General features: G+C 62.9%; 19 protein-coding genes. All 19 read right to left on the bottom strand.

Annotation, left to right across the window (positions count from 1 at the left end):
* Positions 1-43: 43 nt before the first annotated feature.
* The 19 genes from ureC to EPZ47_RS03095 all read right to left on the bottom strand — a co-directional run bounded on the left by ureC (position 44) and on the right by EPZ47_RS03095 (position 18679).
* The gene (gene ureC, locus EPZ47_RS02995; protein ID WP_135843469.1) at positions 44-1744 is read right to left on the bottom strand and encodes an urease subunit alpha; all 1701 of its coding nucleotides are present in this window, start codon (positions 1742-1744) and stop codon (positions 44-46) included.
* Positions 1745-1885: 141 nt separating this feature from the next.
* Positions 1886-2191, bottom strand: a complete 306-nt coding sequence (locus EPZ47_RS03000; RefSeq protein WP_014336352.1) for an urease subunit beta — start codon at positions 2189-2191, stop codon at positions 1886-1888.
* Complete coding sequence (locus EPZ47_RS03005; protein ID WP_135843470.1) at positions 2188-2721, bottom strand: GNAT family N-acetyltransferase; 534 nt, start codon at positions 2719-2721, stop codon at positions 2188-2190. Before EPZ47_RS03005 ends, EPZ47_RS03000 begins: the two co-directional genes overlap by 4 nt.
* 5 nt (positions 2722-2726) lie before the next feature.
* Positions 2727-3260, bottom strand: coding sequence for a GNAT family N-acetyltransferase (locus EPZ47_RS03010; protein ID WP_135843471.1), 534 nt, complete (start codon positions 3258-3260; stop codon positions 2727-2729).
* Positions 3261-3269: 9 nt separating this feature from the next.
* Positions 3270-3572, bottom strand: a complete 303-nt coding sequence (gene ureA, locus EPZ47_RS03015) for an urease subunit gamma (protein WP_047227360.1) — start codon at positions 3570-3572, stop codon at positions 3270-3272.
* 165 nt (positions 3573-3737) lie between these two features.
* Entirely contained in the window at positions 3738-4589 is an 852-nt protein-coding gene (locus tag EPZ47_RS03025) for an urease accessory protein UreD (RefSeq protein WP_135843473.1), read from the bottom strand.
* Between the two features lie 30 nt (positions 4590-4619).
* A complete protein-coding gene (gene urtE, locus EPZ47_RS03030; protein ID WP_135843474.1) occupies positions 4620-5318 on the bottom strand; it encodes an urea ABC transporter ATP-binding subunit UrtE in 699 nt (232 codons plus the stop codon).
* 133 nt (positions 5319-5451) lie between these two features.
* Positions 5452-6312, bottom strand: a complete 861-nt coding sequence (urtD, locus tag EPZ47_RS03035) for an urea ABC transporter ATP-binding protein UrtD (protein ID WP_135843475.1) — start codon at positions 6310-6312, stop codon at positions 5452-5454.
* Positions 6309-7388, bottom strand: a complete 1080-nt coding sequence (urtC, locus tag EPZ47_RS03040; RefSeq protein WP_135843476.1) for an urea ABC transporter permease subunit UrtC — start codon at positions 7386-7388, stop codon at positions 6309-6311. The genes urtD and urtC overlap by 4 nt, the downstream gene beginning before the upstream one ends.
* Positions 7388-8890 carry an urea ABC transporter permease subunit UrtB gene (gene urtB, locus EPZ47_RS03045; RefSeq protein WP_135843477.1) on the bottom strand — a complete coding sequence of 501 codons (1503 nt, stop codon included), beginning with the start codon at positions 8888-8890 and terminating at the stop codon, positions 7388-7390. Before urtB ends, urtC begins: the two co-directional genes overlap by 1 nt.
* A gap of 160 nt (positions 8891-9050) precedes the next feature.
* On the bottom strand, positions 9051-10316 hold the full coding sequence (gene urtA / locus EPZ47_RS03055) for an urea ABC transporter substrate-binding protein (protein WP_025211599.1): 1266 nt from the start codon (positions 10314-10316) through the stop codon (positions 9051-9053).
* 324 nt (positions 10317-10640) lie between these two features.
* Complete coding sequence (locus EPZ47_RS03060; protein ID WP_135843478.1) at positions 10641-11651, bottom strand: FecCD family ABC transporter permease; 1011 nt, start codon at positions 11649-11651, stop codon at positions 10641-10643.
* Positions 11648-12595: an ABC transporter substrate-binding protein gene (locus EPZ47_RS03065; RefSeq protein ID WP_135843479.1), complete on the bottom strand. Its 948-nt coding sequence runs from the start codon at positions 12593-12595 to the stop codon at positions 11648-11650. Before EPZ47_RS03065 ends, EPZ47_RS03060 begins: the two co-directional genes overlap by 4 nt.
* Positions 12592-13380 carry an ABC transporter ATP-binding protein gene (locus EPZ47_RS03070; protein ID WP_135843480.1) on the bottom strand — a complete coding sequence of 263 codons (789 nt, stop codon included), beginning with the start codon at positions 13378-13380 and terminating at the stop codon, positions 12592-12594. Before EPZ47_RS03070 ends, EPZ47_RS03065 begins: the two co-directional genes overlap by 4 nt.
* A gap of 201 nt (positions 13381-13581) precedes the next feature.
* Positions 13582-14961: a PepSY-associated TM helix domain-containing protein gene (locus tag EPZ47_RS03075; protein WP_135843481.1), complete on the bottom strand. Its 1380-nt coding sequence runs from the start codon at positions 14959-14961 to the stop codon at positions 13582-13584.
* A gap of 130 nt (positions 14962-15091) precedes the next feature.
* Positions 15092-17218: a TonB-dependent copper receptor gene (locus EPZ47_RS03080; protein WP_135843482.1), complete on the bottom strand. Its 2127-nt coding sequence runs from the start codon at positions 17216-17218 to the stop codon at positions 15092-15094.
* A gap of 83 nt (positions 17219-17301) precedes the next feature.
* Positions 17302-17694 (bottom strand): DUF2946 domain-containing protein, encoded by a 393-nt coding sequence (locus EPZ47_RS03085; RefSeq protein ID WP_135847940.1) that lies wholly within the window; start codon positions 17692-17694, stop codon positions 17302-17304.
* A 57-nt stretch (positions 17695-17751) separates the two neighbouring features.
* Positions 17752-18231 (bottom strand): copper chaperone PCu(A)C, encoded by a 480-nt coding sequence (locus tag EPZ47_RS03090; RefSeq protein WP_135843483.1) that lies wholly within the window; start codon positions 18229-18231, stop codon positions 17752-17754.
* A gap of 49 nt (positions 18232-18280) precedes the next feature.
* The gene (locus EPZ47_RS03095) at positions 18281-18679 is read right to left on the bottom strand and encodes a DUF2946 domain-containing protein (protein ID WP_135843484.1); all 399 of its coding nucleotides are present in this window, start codon (positions 18677-18679) and stop codon (positions 18281-18283) included.
* Positions 18680-18844 lie beyond the last annotated feature (165 nt).

Here is an 18844-nt window from a genome sequence, read left to right on the forward strand (position 1 = left end):
AAGCTTTGCTCCCACAAGTCTTGCTCTCAGGCCCTCATTCCATTCAAAACAGAAAATACCGCTGCGCCATCGGCAGCACGTCAGCCGGCTCGCACCACAGCAACACCCCATCGGCCTTGACCTGATAGGTCTGCGGATCGACGTCGATGCTCGGCAGATAGTCGTTGTGGATCAGGTCGGTCTTCTGCACATCGCGGCAGCCCTTGACCACGGCGATTCTCTTCTTCAGCCCAAGCTGCTCCGGTAGTCCCGCCTCGGCGGCGGCCTGGCTGATGAAGGTCAGGCTGGTGGCGTGCCGCGAGCCGCCGTAGCTGGCGAACATTGGTCGGTAGTGCACTGGCTGCGGCGTCGGGATCGAAGCATTGGCGTCGCCCATCAGGCTGGCGGCAATGGCCCCACCCTTGAGAATCAGCGTCGGTTTGACCCCGAAAAACGCTGGGCGCCACAGCACCAGGTCGGCCCACTTGCCGACTTCGATGGAGCCCACTTCATGGCTGATGCCGTGGGTGATCGCTGGGTTGATGGTGTACTTGGCGATGTAGCGCTTGATGCGGAAGTTGTCGTTGCCTTCGCCATCGCCGGGCAGGGCGCCGCGTTGCTTCTTCATTTTGTCGGCGGTCTGCCAGGTTCGGGTGATGACCTCGCCGACGCGGCCCATGGCCTGGCTGTCGGAGCTGATCATCGAAAACGCGCCGAGGTCGTGGAGAATGTCTTCGGCGGCGATGGTCTCGCGACGGATGCGGCTTTCGGCGAACGCCACGTCTTCGGCGATGCTCGGATCCAGGTGATGACACACCATCAACATGTCCAGGTGTTCGTCGATGGTGTTGCGGGTGAACGGCCGGGTCGGGTTGGTGGAGCTGGGCAACACGTTGGCGAAGCCGCAGGCCTTGATGATGTCCGGTGCGTGACCGCCACCGGCGCCTTCGGTGTGGTAGGTGTGGATGGTCCGGCCCTTGAACGCGGCCAGGGTGGTTTCGACGAAACCGGACTCGTTGAGGGTGTCGGTGTGGATCGCCACCTGTACGTCGTACTGGTCGGCCACGCTCAGGCAGTTGTCGATGGCCGCCGGCGTGGTGCCCCAGTCTTCGTGCAGCTTCAAGCCGATGGCCCCGGCCTTGACCTGTTCGATCAACGGCTCCGGCAGGCTGGCGTTGCCCTTGCCGGTGAAGCCGATGTTCATGGGGAAGGCATCGGCGGCCTGGAGCATGCGCGCCAGGTGCCATGGCCCGGAGGTGCAGGTGGTGGCGTTGGTCCCGGTGGCCGGGCCGGTGCCGCCGCCGATCATGGTGGTGACGCCGCTCATCAATGCTTCTTCGATCTGCTGCGGGCAGATGAAATGGATGTGGGTATCGATACCGCCCGCCGTGAGGATCATGCCTTCGCCGGCGATCACTTCGGTGCTGGCGCCGATGGCGATGGTTACGTCGGGCTGGATGTCCGGGTTGCCGGCCTTGCCGATGGCCGCGATGCGCCCGTCCTTGAGACCGACATCGGCCTTGACGATGCCCCAGTGGTCAATGATCAGCGCGTTGGTGATCAAGGTGTCCACGACCTCGGCGGCCAACAGCTGGCTCTGGCCCATGCCATCGCGAATCACCTTGCCACCGCCGAACTTCACTTCTTCGCCGTAGGTGGTGAAGTCTTTTTCCACTTCGATCCACAGTTCGGTGTCGGCCAGGCGGACCTTGTCGCCGACGGTGGGGCCGAACATGTCGGCGTAGGCTTGGCGGGAGATTTTCATGTGCTTGCCTTGAGATTCAATTGAATGTTGAAACCGTTCGCTGCGCTCACTTATCGCGAGCAAGCTCGCTCCCACAGGGATACGCGATCAAAATGTGGGAGCGAGCTTGCTCGCGATGAGGCCAGTACAGGCCTCCATGGCTTAAAGGTCGCCCATCACCCGCCCGGCAAACCCGAACACCCGGCGATGCCCGGCCAGGTCCACCAGTTCCACTTCGCGGCTCTGGCCGGGTTCGAAGCGCACGGCGGTGCCAGCCGGGATGTTCAGGCGCATGCCACGACTGGCGGCGCGGTCGAAGGTCAGGGCATCGTTGGTTTCGAAAAAGTGATAGTGCGAGCCGACCTGGATCGGCCGGTCACCGCTGTTGGCGACGTTCAGCGTCAAGGTGCGGCGGCCGACGTTGAGCTCGATGTCGCCGGGCTGGACCTGGTATTGGCCTGGAATCATTGCGGTTGCCCCAAAGTCTTGTAGTAAATGGCGGTCGGAGTGGAGGTCCCATCCGGGCTCAGGCAGTAGTCCGGCAGTTCACCAACGCGGGTGTAACCCATGGCGCGGTAGAACGCCTCGGCCTCGGAGCCGGCCTGGGTGTCGAGGTACAGCAGGCCGCGCTTGTGCTGGCGGGCGCCGAGCTCCAGGGCGCTCATCAATTGCTGGCCCAAGCCCCGGCGGCGGGCATCGCCGCGTACCAGCAGTTTTTGTACTTCGGCACGGTTGAGGCCGTTGGGCTTCTGGCACAGGGCAAGCTGGACGCTGGCCTGCACTTGCTCATCCTTGACCACCACCCACAGCAGCAGGCTGCCCTGGTCAAGACTGGCCTGAACCTCGTCGAAGTAGGCGCGTGCCTGGGCGGCATTGAGGTCAGCCATGAACCCCACGCTGGCGCCATAGCCGACGGCGTCGAGCAACAGATCGATCAGGCCCTGGCGATAATGGGCAAAGCTTTCAGCGTGGACTCGACGCAACTGGGCGGGGTTCATAGGCATCACTCCTTGTCAAAGGCAGGCGGTTGCGCCCCGGGATCGAGGACCAACTGCATGAAAGTCAGGTCCAGCCAGCGGCCGAACTTGGTACCCACCTGGGGCATCTGCCCGGTGGTGATGAAGCCGGCTCGCTCGTGCAGGCGAATCGAGGCGGCGTTGCCGCTTTCGATGGCGGCGACCATGACGTGTTTACCGCAGGCCCTGGCACGCTCGATCAGTGCGCTCATCAACCGCGGGCCGAGACCATTGCCGCGCTGATCGTTGCGCACATACACCGAATGCTCCACGGTGTGCCGGTACCCGTCGAATGGTCGCCAGTCGCCGAACGAAGCATAGCCGAGCACGTTTTCATCGGCATCGACGATCACCAGCACCGGGTAGCCCTGGGATTGCCGGGCGCTGAGCCAGGCTTGGCGATTACCCAGGTCCACGGCCTGTTCGTTCCAGATCGCCGTGGTATTCAGGGCGGCTTCGTTGTAGATGTCACGGATCGCTGGAAGGTCCGTATGTAGGGCGTCACGAACGTGGTAAGTCATGGCGCGGCCTCAGGCGATGGGCTGGTGGACGGTGACCAGTTTGGTCCCGTCGGGAAACGTCGCCTCGACCTGGATCTCCGGGATCATTTCCGGGATGCCTTCCATCACTTGCTCGCGGGTCAGCAGCGTGGTGCCGTAATGCATCAGCTCGGCCACGGTCTGGCCGTCACGGGCACCCTCGAGCAGCGCTGCGGAGATGTAGGCCATGGCCTCTGGGTAGTTGAGCTTCAAGCCACGGGCCAACCGCCGTTCGGCGACGAGGCCGGCGGTGAAGATCAGCAGCTTGTCTTTTTCGCGTGGGGTCAGGTCCATGTGCAATCCATAAGGGCAGATAAAAAATTCAAACTCAAAACACAAATACCTGTGGGATCGACCCTGTGGGAGCAAAGCTTGCTCGCGATAGCAGCGCCTCGGTCGATCAGAAGGACCGGGTTATCGTTCATAGCGAGCAAGCTTTGCTCCCACAGAAAAGTAAATTCAGGTACTCCAGATTCTGGGTGGTACGGCCTCTCTTCCAAGCAACGCAGGCCTGAGCAAACGCCACAACGCAATCAACCACCCCCGCGCCAGCAACGCCTCTTTCGCCAGGCACCGAGCCACGACCAGGCCGGGCAATTGGGTCAGGTCGCCGCGCACGTCATGGCCCAGGGATCGGCACTGCTCCAGCAGCTCGCTGTCGATCTCGCCAGTCACCAACAGCGTGGCGAACACCGGATCGCCGCCCAGCCCGATGGGCGAGTCGAGCAAGCCATCACCGCCCACAATGCGCTGGCGTTCATGCCACAGCAACTGGCTGTCGCGACGGATGTCCAGCCGTGACTGGAAATGCCCCAGGTCGAATCGCTCGCCGCTGGCCGGCCGGCCGAGGGCAACCATGTCCCAGTAGAACAGCCGCCCATCGCCGTGCAGGTCGATGCTCGTGCTGAGTTCGGCCTGGGCCGCGCTGAAGACGATGGTCTCCTGGGGCAACCATTCCAGCGTCGCACCGGCGGCCACGCTCAGGGTCAGTTGCTGATACGCCGGGTCGGCAGCCCGATACCACTTCGCCGCGCCGGGGCTGGTCAGTTGCGCCCAGGCGCCCGGGCTGACGTGGGCCGAGATGTCCAGCCGGTCGCCGCCGGCAATCCCGCCAGGCGGGTGGACGATGATGTGTTGGCACACTTCGGGGCCTTCGGCGTACAGGTGCTTCTGCACCCGCAGCGGGCCTTTGTGGCGACGCTGTACCGGACGCGTGCAGTCGCCGAATCGGGCGTAGCCCAATTCCAGCTCAGCGTGCCAGCTGGGGGTGAACAGGCCCGAAGGCACCAATGCAGAGACAGGTAGATTCATGATTTCTGCTTATCGTCAGGACGTTACAGACTAGATCGTAACCAGCCCGCGCACACCCTCGGCTTCCATATTTTCTCCGCGCCCCTGCTGCACGATCTCGCCCCGGGACATCACCAGGTATTGATCGGCCAACTCGGCGGCGAAGTCGTAGAACTGCTCCACCAGCAAAATCGCCATGTCGCCCCGGGCCGCCAGTTTCTTGATGACCACGCCGATCTCCTTGATCACCGACGGTTGGATGCCTTCGGTGGGCTCGTCGAGAATCAGCAGCCGTGGACGGCTGGCCAGGGCCCGACCAATGGCGAGTTGCTGTTGCTGCCCGCCGGACAGGTCGCCGCCACGGCGCTGCTTCATCTGCAGCAGCACCGGGAACAATTCGTAGATAAACGCTGGCACCTCCTTGGCCTCGGAACCGGGAAAACGCGACAGGCCCATCAGCAGGTTTTCTTCCACCGTCAGCCGCCCGAAAATCTCCCGGCCCTGGGGCACGTAGGCGATGCCGGCATGCACCCGCTGATGCGGCTTGAAGGTGGTGATGGGCTTGCCTTCCCAACTCACCGCGCCTTCCTTGGCCGGCAACAGGCCCATCAGGCATTTGAGCAAGGTGGTCTTGCCCACGCCGTTGCGACCCAACAGGCACGTCACCTCGCCAACCTTCGCGTCGAACGACAAGCCGCGCAGGATGTGGCTACCGCCGTAGTATTGGTGCAGTTTGTCGACTTGCAGCATCTTCCAGATTCTCCTCAAGTCCCTTGTGGGAGCGAGCTTGCTCGCGATAGCGGTGGGTCAGCTTGCTTATTTGTTGAATGTGTCGCCGCCATCGCGAGCAAGCTCGCTCCCACAGAGAGCAGTGTTTGCCGGGCTACCGACCGAGATACACCTCGATCACTCGCTCATTGTCCTGCACCTGTTCCAGCGACCCTTCGGCCAGCACACTGCCCTGGTGCAGCACGGTGACGTGGTCGGCAATCGCGCCGACGAAGCCCATGTCGTGTTCCACCACCATCAGCGAGTGCTTGCCCGCCAGGGATTTGAACAGCTCGGCGGTGAACTCGGTTTCGGCGTCGGTCATGCCCGCCACCGGCTCGTCGAGCAGCAACAGTTGTGGGTCCTGCACCAGCAGCATGCCGATCTCCAGGAACTGCTTCTGCCCATGGGACAGCAACCCGGCGGCGCGATTGACCGACGACGTGAGGCGAATGGTCTCCAGCACTTCGCTGATGCGCGTGTGTTGTTCGCCGGTGAGTTTGGCCCGCAGGCTGGCCCATACCGATTTGTCGGTCTTGAGCGCCAGTTCCAGGTTTTCGAACACGCTCAAGGCTTCGAATACCGTGGGTTTCTGGAACTTGCGACCGATGCCGGCCTGGGCGATTTGCACCTCGCTCATGCTGGTCAGGTCCAGGGTTTCGCCGAACCAGGCCTTGCCATGGCTGGGCCGGGTCTTGCCGGTGATCACGTCCATCAGTGTGGTCTTGCCCGCACCGTTGGGGCCGATGATGCAGCGCAATTCGCCGACGCCGATGTACAGGTTCAGATCGTTCAGGGCCTTGAAGCCGTCGAAGCTGACGCTGATGTCTTCCAGGGTCAGGATCGTGCCGTGACGGGTGTTCAGGCCAACGCCGGCCGCCTGGCCGAGGCCGATGGCGTCGCGGCTGCTGCCCTGGTCTTTGTTGGGTTCGAGGATGGGTTCGAGCATGAAATCGGCCGTCGGTGTGATTCTCATTGTTCGCCTCTCTTCTTCAGCAAGCCGATCACGCCTTTAGGCAGATACAGCGTCACGACGATGAACAGCGCGCCAAGGAAGAACAGCCAATACTCGGGAAACGCCACGGTGAACCAGCTCTTCATGCCGTTGACTACACCGGCGCCCAGCAGTGGTCCGATCAGCGTTCCGCGCCCGCCGAGGGCGACCCACACGGCAGCTTCGATGGAGTTGGTCGGTGACATTTCGCTGGGGTTGATGATGCCCACCTGCGGTACGTACAACGCCCCGGCCAGGCCGCACAACACCGCGCTCAACACCCAGACGAACAGCTTGAAGCCACGGGGATCGTAGCCGCAGAACATCAGGCGGTTTTCCGCGTCGCGCAGGGCGGTCAACACACGACCGAATTTACTGCGGGCCAGGCGCCAGCCGATGAACAGGCTCGCCACCAGCAACAATACCGTGCTCAGGAACAGCACCGCCCGGGTGCCCGGCTCGGTGATGCCAAAGCCCAGGATCGAGCGGAAGTTGGTGAAGCCGTTGTTGCCGCCAAACCCGGTTTCGTTGCGGAAAAACAGCAGCATCCCGGCGAAGGTCAGGGCCTGGGTCATGATCGAGAAATACACGCCCTTGATCCGCGAGCGGAAGGCGAAGAAACCGAATACCAACGCCAGCAACCCCGGTGCCAGCACCACCAGGCACATGGCCCAGATGAAGCTGTCGGTGCCCGACCAGTACCAGGGCAGTTCGGTCCACGATAAGAAGGTCATGAACGCCGGCAAGTCATCACCGGCAGCCTGGCGCATCAGGTACATGCCCATGGCGTAGCCGCCCAGGGCAAAGAACAGCCCATGCCCGAGGGAGAGCAACCCGGCGTAACCCCAGACCAGGTCCAGGGCGAGGGCGACGATGGCGTAGCAAAGAATCTTGCCCACCAGGGTCAGGGTATAGGCCGAGACGTGCAGCGGGTTGTCCGTCGCCAACAGCGACAGCAGCGGCAGGCTCAGCAGCACGGCCAGGATCAGCACACCGACGGCGAGAGTGACTTTGGGACCGGCCTTTTGCGTGGCCGTGAGCATCAGGGGCTGGTTCATCAGTCGATTACCCGTCCTTTGAGCGCGAAGAGGCCTTGCGGACGCTTCTGGATGAACAGAATGATCAGCGCGAGGATCAGGATCTTGCCGAGTACGGCGCCGATCTGCGGTTCGAGAATCTTGTTGGCGATGCCCAGGCCGAAGGCGGCGAACACGCTACCGGCCAACTGGCCGACGCCACCGAGCACCACCACCAGGAACGAGTCGATGATGTAGCTCTGGCCCAGGTCCGGGCCGACGTTGCCGATCTGGCTCAGGGCCACGCCACCGAGTCCGGCGATGCCCGAGCCGAGGCCGAACGCGAGCATGTCCACGCGGCCGGTGGGCACGCCGCAGCAGGCAGCCATGTTGCGGTTCTGGGTGACGGCGCGCACGTTCAGGCCCAAGCGGGTCTTGTTCAGCAGCAGCCAGGTCAACACCACCACGAACAGGGCGAAGGCGATGATCACGATGCGGTTGTACGGCAGCACCAGGTTCGGCAACACCTGGATCCCGCCCGACAGCCAGGCCGGGTTGGCGACTTCGACGTTCTGCGCGCCGAACAGCAGGCGCACCAGTTGGATCAGCATCAGGCTGATGCCCCAGGTGGCGAGCAGGGTTTCCAACGGACGCCCGTAGAGGTGGCGAATCACCGTGCGCTCCAGAGCCATACCGATGGCCGCGGTGATGAAAAACGCCACCGGCAGGGCGATCAGTGGGTAGAACTCGATGGCGTTCGGGGCGAAGCGCTGGAACAGCATCTGCACCACGTAGGTGGAATAGGCCCCCAACATGAGCATCTCGCCGTGGGCCATGTTGATCACCCCCAGCAAGCCGAAGGTGATTGCCAGGCCGAGGGCGGCGAGCAGCAGGATCGAGCCCAGGGACATGCCGCTGAAGGCCTGGCCCAACAACTCGCCCACCAACAGTTTGCGCTTGACCTGGCTGAGGCTGGTTTCAGCGGCGGTGCGTACGTTGGCATCGGTTTCGACGCCGGGTTCGAGCAGGCCTTCGAGGCGGGTACGGGCCAGTGGGTCGCCGGTTTCCCCCAGCAATCGCACGGCGGCCAGGCGCACGCTCGGGTTGGCGTCCACCAGTTGCAGGTTTGCCAGGGCCAGGCTCAGGGCGGCGTGCACGTCTTCGTCCTGCTCGCCGGCCAGTTGTCGGTCGAGGAAAGCCAGTTGGGCTGGACGGGCGCTTTTTTGCAATTGCTGCGCGGCGCCCAGGCGCACGTGGGCATCGACGGCAAGCAGTTGATGGCTGGCGAGGGCGGTTTCGATCAGCCCGCGCAAGCGGTTGTTCAGGCGCAGAGTCTTGGGTTGGCCGTCGACGGTCAACTGGCCTTGCTGCAAGGCATTGATCAGTTCGACACGCTCCGGCTCAGGCTGCGCGGCCCAGGTTTCCAGGAGCTTGGCCTGCTGGGTCGGATTGGCGGCGACGAAGTCTTCGGTGTCACCGGCGTGGGCCTCCAGCGGCAACAGCAGCACCAGGGCGAGGATGAGGCGGTAAAGGGCGGTGGGCATATGCTAGGCCTTGCGCAGTGCTTTTTGTGGGAGCGGGCTTGCTCGCGAAGGCGGTGTGTCAGACGACTCAAATGTTGAATGTGAATCCGCATTCGCGAGCAAGCCCGCTCCCACAAGGGAGTTGTGTCGGCCTCGATATCCGGGGCCGACACCCATGGACTCAGTTGCTCTTCACCGCATAGTCAGGCTTCTTGTCGTTGCCGGCGATGAAGGGGCTCCACGGTTGGGCGCGGATCGGGCCTTCGGTCTGCCAGACCACGTTGAACTGACCGTCGGCCTGGATCTCGCCGATCATCACCGGCTTGTGCAGGTGGTGGTTGGTCTTGTCCATGGTCAGGGTATAGCCCGACGGCGCGGCGAAGGTCTGGCCGGCCAGGGCTTCGCGGACTTTGTCGACGTCGGTGGACTTGGCTTTTTCCACCGCTTGCGCCCACATGTGGATACCAACGTAAGTTGCCTCCATCGGGTCGTTGGTCACGGCTTTATCCGCGCCTGGCAGGTTCTTGGCCTTGGCATAGGCCTTCCAGGAATCAACGAATTTCTTGTTCGCCGGGTTATCCACGGACTCGAAGTAGTTCCACGCCGCCAGGTTGCCCACCAGCGGTTTGGTGTCGATGCCGCGCAGTTCTTCCTCGCCCACGGAGAACGCCACGACCGGTACGTCGGTGGCCTTCAGGCCCTGGTTCGCCAGTTCCTTATAGAAGGGCACGTTGGAGTCGCCGTTGACTGTGGAAATGACCGCCGTCTTGCCGCCGGCCGAGAACTTTTTGATGTTCGCCACGATGGTCTGGTAATCGCTGTGGCCGAACGGGGTGTAGACCTCTTCGATGTCCTTGTCCGCCACACCTTTGGAGTGCAGGAACGAGCGCAGGATCTTGTTGGTGGTGCGCGGGTAGACGTAGTCGGTGCCCAGCAGGAAGTAGCGCTTGGCGCTGCCACCTTCTTCGCTCATCAGGTATTCCACCGCCGGAATCGCCTGCTGGTTCGGCGCCGCGCCGGTGTAGAACACGTTTGGCGACATCTCTTCGCCTTCGTATTGCACTGGGTAGAACAGCAGGCCGTTGAGTTCTTCGAACACCGGCAACACGGATTTACGCGACACCGACGTCCAGCAGCCGAACACCACGGCAACCTTGTCCTGGGTCAGCAGTTGACGGCCCTTTTCCGCGAACAGCGGCCAGTTCGACGCCGGGTCCACGACCACCGCTTCGAGCTTCTTGCCGTTCACACCACCCTTGGCGTTGATCTCATCGATGGTCATCAGCGCCATGTCCTTGAGGGACGTTTCGGAGATCGCCATGGTCCCGGACAGCGAATGCAGGATGCCGACCTTGATGGTTTCGGCGGCCTGGACGGTCCAGGCCATGCCCATCGCGGCAATGCTTGCCGAGAGTGTAAAAGCCTTGATCAAGCTACGACGCTTCATTGTGCGATCTCCGTGGTCTTTTGAGTTTTTTTCGAGGGCAGATGCAAACGCTGAAGGCGCTTTTGCAAGGGGTGTGCCCGGTCGGCAAAAGGCATTGGAAATGCGGGGTTGGCGGGGGATGCGCGCGAGGTAATGCACCATGAACGAACGCATTGCGGGGGCTGGTGCGAGGAGGTGCGCCACATTGGGGCGAGAGGGTTGCAAGTCCCCTGTGGGAGCGAGCTTGCTCGCGATGGCGGTGTGTCAGTCACTTCTAATCTGATTGATCTACCGCTATCGCGAGCAAGCTCGCTCCCACAGGTTGTTTTGCAAGTCAGGTAGAGCTCAGCGGCGGCGCATCAGGCCGATGAAGAACAGACCGCCGATGGCGGCGGTGGCGACACCAATCGGTAAATCCTCGGGGGCGATCAGTGTCCGCGCCGCCACGTCCACCCACACCAGGAACAGGCTGCCGAGCAGCACGCAGGCCGGCAACAGCCGCCGATGTTCGGCACCGACCAGCCGCCTGGCAATGTGCGGCACCATCAGCCCGACAAAACCAATCGAGCCGCTGATGGACACCAGCACACCGGTCATCAGCGACGCGATCAAAAAGATCCACAACCGTACTTTCGCCGCGTTCAAACCCAAGGTCACGGCGGTCTGTTCGCCGGCCATCAGCGCATTCAGCGGGCGGGCCATGCCCAGCAGTAACACCAGCCCCAGCAACACACTGGTGGCCGGCACCGCCAGCAGTTCCCAGCGCGCCAGGCCCAGGCCGCCGAGCATCCAGAACATCACCGCGGAACTGGCGCGATGGTCACCCAAAAACAGCAGCAGATTGGCCGCCGCCATCATCACGAATGACACCGCCACGCCGCACAGCAACAGCCGATCACTTTCCAGGCGACCCTGGCGACTGGCAATGGCCAGCACCAGCAGCATGCTCAGCAGCGCGCCGATGAACGCGGCCAGTGGCAGGGTCAGCAAGCCGATGATCTCGCCGACATGCAGCACCACGATGACCGCGCCCAGGGTCGCGCCGGACGTGACTCCCAGCAGGTGCGGATCGGCCAGCGGGTTGCGGGTGACCGCTTGCAGCACCGCACCGATCAGCGCGAGCCCCGCGCCCACCAAAGCACCCAGCAGCAAGCGCGGTACACGGATCAGCCAGACGATATGTTCCTGGCCTGGAGTCCAATAGGCGTTACCGACACCAAAAGCCTTGTTCAGCAAAATGTCCCAGACCACCGCCACCGGCACCCGCGCTGGACCAAAACCCAGGGACACCACGCACGACACCAGCATCAGCGCGCCGAGGAGCACCAGCAGGGCGCCATAGCGACGACCGTTCATTGGCGGTGAAAACCCCGCGCCAGGGTTTGCACCGCCAGCACGTTATCGATGCCCGGCGTGGCCTGCACGTAGGGGATCACGATGAAGCGTCGGTGCTTGATCGCCTCCACCGATTGCAGGGCCGGGTTGTCCAGCAGGAATTGCTGTTTCTGCTCGGCGCTGACTTCGCCGTAGTCGACGATCACGATCACCTGCGGGTTGCGCTCCACCACGTTCTCCCAGTTCACCCGGGTCCAACTGGTCTCCACGTCATCCAGAATGTTGCGCCCACCAGCCGCGTCGATCAGGGCCTGGGGCATGCCGAGGCGGCCGGAAGTCATGGCGCGATCTTCGCCGCTGTCATACAGGAACACCCGCGGCTGGTCGGCTGGCAGATGTTTGCGCACTTCGGCCACCTGGGCCTGCATCGTGGCGATCAGTGCGTTGGCGCGATCCTGTACGTCGAAAATCCTGCCGAGATTGCGCAGGTCGTTGTAGGTGTCTTCCAGCGAGGCTGGCGGACGTTGCATCACGAACGCGCAGGATTCGGTCAACTCATACACGTTGATGCCCAGCGGTTGCAGGGTCTGTGGCGTCAGGTCGCCGCCCACCCGCATGCCGTAGTCCCAGCCAGCAAAAAAGAAATCGACATTGGCACTGAGCAGGGTTTCCACCGACGGGTACTTGGCCGCCAGTTCCGGCAGGCCATCGAGAATCTTCGCCATCTCGGGCGTCACCGACTTCCAGCCACTGATGCCGCTGTAGCCGACCATGCGCGGCTTGAGGCCCAGGGCGAGCATCATCTGGGTCATGTTGATGTCATGGCTGACGGCGTGCCGAGGTGCCTCGTTGAACACCACCTGGCGGTTGCAGCTCTGCACCGTCAATGGGTAACGGGTCGCTTCGGCAAGGGCATGGGCACTGACCAGCAGCAGGGCAAGCGACAGCAGGGAACGCAGGGTCATGGTTGGGTTATCCAGGTAATTCGTGGGTAGCCGGACAGCGGGTGTTCATCCACCAGCGCGTCGACGCCGAACACCTCGCGCAACAGCTCGGTGGTCAGGACATCCTTGGGTGTGCCGCTGGCAACGATGCGCCCGTGTTCGATCACGTACAGTCGGTCACAGAAGGCGGCGGCGAGGTTCAGGTCGTGGAGGCTGGCGAGGGTGCCGATGCCCAGGCCTTTGATCAGTTGCAGCAATTGCAATTGATAGTGGGGGTCGAGGTGATTGGTCGGTTCGTCGAGGATCAGCAACTGCGGCTGCTGGGCCAGGGCCCGGGCGAGGATCACCCGTTGCTTTTCACCGCCCGAAAGGGTGGCGAAGCCGTGCTCACCAAAGCCTTCAAGCCCCGCCGATTGCAGTGCCTGGAGGACCAGGCGGCGGTCCTCGAGGTTGTCGCCATCGAACAGGCCTTTGTGGGGCGTGCGGCCCATGGCGACCACTTCTTCCACCGTCAGGCCGAAGGCGTCGGGAAACTCTTGCAGCACCACGGCGATGCGTTGGGCGCACCAGCGCGAGGATTGTTTCCAGACGTTGTGATGCTCGAGTTTGACCTCGCCGTGTTCCGGCCGGCTGAAACGGTAGGCACAGCGCAGCAGGCTGGTCTTGCCGCTGCCGTTGGGCCCGATCAACCCGACGAACTCCCCGGCCGCCACCTGCAACGTCACGTCACGCAGCTGGAACTGGTGATGGCAGTGGCCATGGCCCAGGGGCGTCCAGGCGAGGTGGGAGAGGGTTAGCGAGGTCATGCATACACTCAATTGTTGGGCCGAAACACAATCCCATTGTGGGAGCGGGCTTGCTCGCGAAGGCGTCTGCACATCCAACATTAATGTGACAGATACACCGCTTTCGCGAGCAAGCCCGCTCCCACATTTGGATGGTGTTCACAGTTCGAAAGACGGGCGCGATTGTAGAGGTTTCGCGTGCCTTCCGTTAATGCACCGTCTTCAGCTTGAAGATGAGACAACCTCAGGCTGGCGATTGAAGCGGGTGACGAGCCGATCCAACACCCACACCACCACCAGCGAAGCCCCAACCAACGGGAACACCACCGCCAGGGCCAGCATGATGAACACCCCGGTTTTCCACGTCGGCAGATCGTGACGCAGTGGCGGTACGCCGAACTTGCCCTCTGGCCGGCGCTTCCACCAGATCACTACGCCACTGACAGCGCTGAGCAGGATCATCAGGCAAATCAGCAGCACAATGATCTGGTTCAGCGGGCCAAACATCTTGCCTTCGTGGAGCATCACCCCGGTTTCGGTGGCGCGGGCCACCACGCTGTAGTGCGTCCAGCGCACGTCGGCCAGGACCTTGCCGGTGTACTGGTCCACGTGCAGGGTGGCGTCATTGCGCGGGTCGTCGGCGAACACGGCGATGGTGAACACACCGGTGGACGTGGTCGGCAAGGTGATGCTGTAGCCGGGCGTGACCTGGCGTTCGCTGGCGATGTCCTGCACCGCTTGCAGGCTGACGGTCGGGGCGGCGGGGCCGTCGTGCATGCCGCCGTGGGCCATGTGTTCGGCATGGTCGCCGGACATTGGCATCGGCGTGTTTTCCACGGCCCAGGGTACGGTCTGGCGGTGGGCGTTGTTGAGACTGCCTGCCTCCACGTCGGACTTGGGCACGTCGTTCCACATCGCCGCCGGAAAGCGATTCCAGAGGTTGGCGTATTGCTTGCCCCAGAAGCCGGTCCAGGTCATGCCGCTGAGTAGCATCACCAGCAGGAGCGCCGCCCCCCAGAAGCCGATGACCACGTGCAGGTCGCGCCAGAACAAGCGGCCACGACTGCTCCAGCGTGGCCACAGCACACCGGCCGACGATTGTCCGCGCGGCCACCACAGGAACAGCCCGGACACCACCAGCACCACGCCCCAGCCGGCGGCCATTTCTACCAGGCGATCACCGACGGTGCCGATCAGCAACTCGCCATGGATGGCCCGGGCCATGGCTTGCAGGTTGTTTTTCGCATCCTGCTCGCCGAGGACATCGCCATGGTACGGGTCGATGAACACGTTCAGTTCCCGGCCTTTGTCGATCACCACGAACTGCGCGCTGCGCTCGGCGTTGGGCGGCGGCAGGTACTGTTTGACCTGGCCTTCGGGGTAGGCCTGGCGGATCTGCTTGAGCAAGTCGTCCGCCGCCAGGGTGTGATGGCCGGCGGGCACGTTCAGCAGGCTGCCGTACATCAACGGGTCGAGTTGCGGCTTGAACAGGTAAATGATGCCGGTCAGGGCCAGCATCACCATGAAAGGCGCCACGAACAGCCCGGCGTAAAAATGCCAGCGCCAGGCCAGGTTGTAGAAATTGGGTTTCGGTTGGCTCATTGCAAAGCGCTCCGCAGGGCAAATTGGGTTGTTATGTTGTGCGGTCAGTCAAGGTGGACCGAAAACCCTGTGGGAGCGAGCTTGCTCGCTCCCACAGTGGGTGTCCTCGCTGACAGATCTCCGGTGCTGGTTAGAAACTCATATCCACCTTGGTCCAGAGCGTGCGCCCCGGTTCGTTGATGGCTTGCGGGTCGCTCGCCGGGTAACCGAACCCGGCGTTGCCGGCCAGGTTCAAGTGTTCGGCGTAGGCTTTGCCAAACAGGTTGTCCACGCCGCTGCTGACCTTCCAGTGCTGGTTGATGCGGTAGGCGCCGTTGAGTGAGAACACGCCGAAGCCCGAGCTTTTGCCGTAGTCCTTGCCCACCACGTTACCCTTGTTCTCGTCGACCCGGTGCTGCGCCGCCACCACACGCCACAAAGCGCCGGCACTCCAGCGGTCTTCGCTGTAGGTCAGGCCCAGGCGTGCGTCCAGTGGTGGCATTTGCGCCAGGGCGCTGCCGTCGCTGCTGTTCTTGCCCCAGGCGTAGGCCAGGGTCGCATCGGCTTTCCAGCGCTCGGTCAGCTTGTAGGCCGCGCCCAGTTCGCCGCCCATGATCCGCGCGTCGATGTTCTCGGCCCGGGAGGTGGTGCCCATCATGCCGGGGGTGTAGTCGAACAGGATGTAATCGCGCACCTGCCCGACATAACCCGACGCCCAGGCTTCGAGAGTTTCGGTCTTGTACTGCAGGCCGAAGTCGAGCTGGGTGGTTTTCTCCGGCTTGATCGAGTCGAAGGCATTCAGCGAACCGCTGGGGCCGGCGTTCGGCGAGAACAGCTCCCAGTAGTCGGGGAAGCGTTGCGCGTGGCCCACGCCGGCATAGAGGGTGGTGGGACTGTCGGCCAGGTCGTGTTCATAGCGGACGAAACCGCTGGGCAGAGTATCGGCACGGGTCTCGTCGGCAGTCGGATTGGGCCGGGCGGACATGCCGGAGCCGATGCTCTGGCGATAGTCCTTGGCCGAGGCGCGGTCGAGCCGGGCGCCGGTAATCACTCTGTCGCGGTCGGCGGCGTACCAGGTCAACTCACCGAACACGCCGTAGTTATGGAAATCGGCGTCCTTGGTGCGCGGCAGGTCCTTGTAGGTGTCGACACCCATGCTGCTGCGCTGGCGATGCTCGTTGGTCTGGGCATCCAGGCCACTGATCAATTGCACATCGGCCCAGCGCCAGGTGGCCTTGATACGCGCCCCCAGGGTGCGGCGGTCGACGTTGGAGGCCATGGGCCCGGCCATCATCCCGGTGCCGGACGGTGTGCGCAGGGTGTAGTTGTCCATCACATGGTCGGCGTAGTTATAGTAGACCTGCGCCTCGACCTTATCCAGCACCTCGCCGATGTTCGAACGCTCGAAACGCAGCCCGAGGCTTTCGCGCTTGAACTGTGAGCCGTCCATGCTGCGCCCGGCGTAGCGCGCTTCGCCGTCGCCTTTGCCGGCGGTCAGCTCCAACAGGGTGTCGGCGTCCGGTGTCCAGCCCAGCGTCACGTCGCCGTTCCACTTGTCGTAGCGCGACGGTACGGTGTCGTTGTTGCCGTCGCGGTAATCGTCCGAATGGGCGGTGTTGCCAATCACCCGTACATAACCCAGCGGCCCACCAGCGGCGGCATCCACCACTTTGTCGAAACGGCCGTTGGAGCCGGCCAGCACGCTGGCGTTGACCCGGGTGCCGAGTTCGCCGAACTGCTCAGGCTCGCGCTCGAACAGGACGGTCCCGGCCGATGCGCCAGGGCCCCAGAGCACGGTTTGCGGGCCTTTGATCACGGTGAGTTTGTCGTAGGTTTCCGGTGAAATGTAGGAGGTCGGCGCATCCATCCGCCCCGGACAGGCGCCCAGTAGCATGCTGCCGTTGGTGAGGATGTTCAGCCGCGAGCCGAACATGCCCCGCAGCACCGGATCGCCATTGGTGCCACCGTTGCGCACCAGGGCAAAGCCGGGAATGGTCTTGAGGTAGTCGCCGCCATCACTGGCCGGCACCGGCTGACGCGGATCCTTGGGGTTGGTGACGACAGTCAGGGGCGAACTGGGCGCGATGGCGGTGATGACCGTCGGGCTCAGCTCTTCGATCTGAGCCTCGTGATGCTCGTGCTCATCGGCAAGTACATAGGGCGTGAGCAGCAGGCCGCACAGTGCGGCGACCGTATGACGTAAACGAACCCGTGGCTCGTTCAGGGGGCAGCGAACCTGGGCAGTGCCCAAAGCGGTGCCAGCAGAAAACCTGGACATGATGATTCCATCGAACAGACGTAAACGACACGGTCGGGCAGCCTGGGGCTGTCTTGTGCGACCGGGTGAGGTAAGTGTCGGGTTTACGCGACGAGGGGCGGTGCGCGGGTGCGGGCACCCGGGAAGAACGGTTGCCGGGCATGGCCCAGACGTGGGGAAGGGCTGGTGTAGGTGCTGGCCGACGGTGTGTCGAAGACAGCGAAGGTGTGGCCGCCCGGCAATGCGGGACAGTTGAACAGCAGGCTGCAATAGCCGCACTTTTCCCACAGTGCGTGATGCTCACTCTTGGGCTGGCAGTGTTCGGTCGCCGGTGCCGCATGCTCGGCGTGGTCTCCCGTCGACATGTCCATCTCCATGCTCATGGACATGGACGAGGACATGCGCTGATCCATCGGCATCGACTGAGAAATCAGTGGACCGATAAAGATCATCAGCATGGCGAACAGGCTGAGCCAGCTGCCGCGTGTCAGGCTCATCGGCTGACGGCGGGGCATGGCGGACCTGCTGCGGGGAAGAGCCACGGGCAGACGTGCTTAGTGCATGTGCATTTGAGCTTTGTCGCCGTCAGGGGCATTTTTCTGCACCGCCACCTCAACGGTCACGTCCCCGGCTTTTTCGAAATGCAGGGTCATGGCAAAGCGTTTGCCATCACTGAGCAGGCTGCGGTCTTTCAGCTCCAACAGCATCACGTGGTAAGCCATCGGCGCGAAGGTGGCCGTCGCTCCGGGGGCAATATCCACAGCGGGCACCGGCTGCATTTTCATCAGGCCGCCTTGCATCACATGCTCGTGGAGCTCGGCTTTGCCGGCAATCGGCGAGTCGACGCTGAGCAGTCGGTCGGCGGTGTTGCCGTTGTTGTGAATCACGAAATACGCGGCCACGGTCGGCGCGTTGGGCGGCAGTTCCTGGGACCAGGGATGGGCGATCTCGATGTCGCCAACTTTGTATTGATGGGCATGGGCGAAGCCGACGGGAAGCAGCAGGGCAGCCAGCAGGATAAGTCTGTTCAACATGGGGTGATTCTCCAGAACGATTCAAGGCGCAGGTTCAAATGCGGAGGAATCAGACCAGAGGTGAGGCGCGGGGATTGAGGCTCGGCCATTGCTGGCGCGGTGTGGGGCTGTCGAGTTTCGAATGGGCGATTCTGCGATGAGCCAGCTGTGCATCCAGATACAACTGTGGGACATGGCCGGTAAGCGCCACCAACGGCGCGGAACCTGAGCAGCACCAGCAATGCTGCATCGTCGAATGATTGTCTTTCTGTGGCGTGCCCTGCTCGAACTTGCCCAGGGAAATCGCCAGCATTTTCGTGCCGCTGGAGGAACAGAAGCTGCCCCACAGCACTTGTTCGGTCGGTGCACTAGCCGCCGTGCCACCGCTGCCGGAAAGCGGCATGGCAAGCATGTTGAACAGCACTGCGAAGCAGGCGATCCAGGCAAATGCAAGCCGTTGTCGGGACATGGGGCAATCCGCTCGGTTGGGCGATCAGGTGGCGGTATTTAGCCTGATCGGGGTTGAGAAGTAAAAAAGCCACGTGCGGTGTAGGGTCGCAGGGCTGGTGTTAACAGTAGCAACAGATCGTCAAGTGAGTGTTCTTGTGGCGGGGAAGCTTACCCTCGCTGGGCG

The sequence above is a fragment of the Pseudomonas viciae genome, from assembly GCF_004786035.1.
Classification (GTDB): domain Bacteria; phylum Pseudomonadota; class Gammaproteobacteria; order Pseudomonadales; family Pseudomonadaceae; genus Aquipseudomonas; species Aquipseudomonas viciae.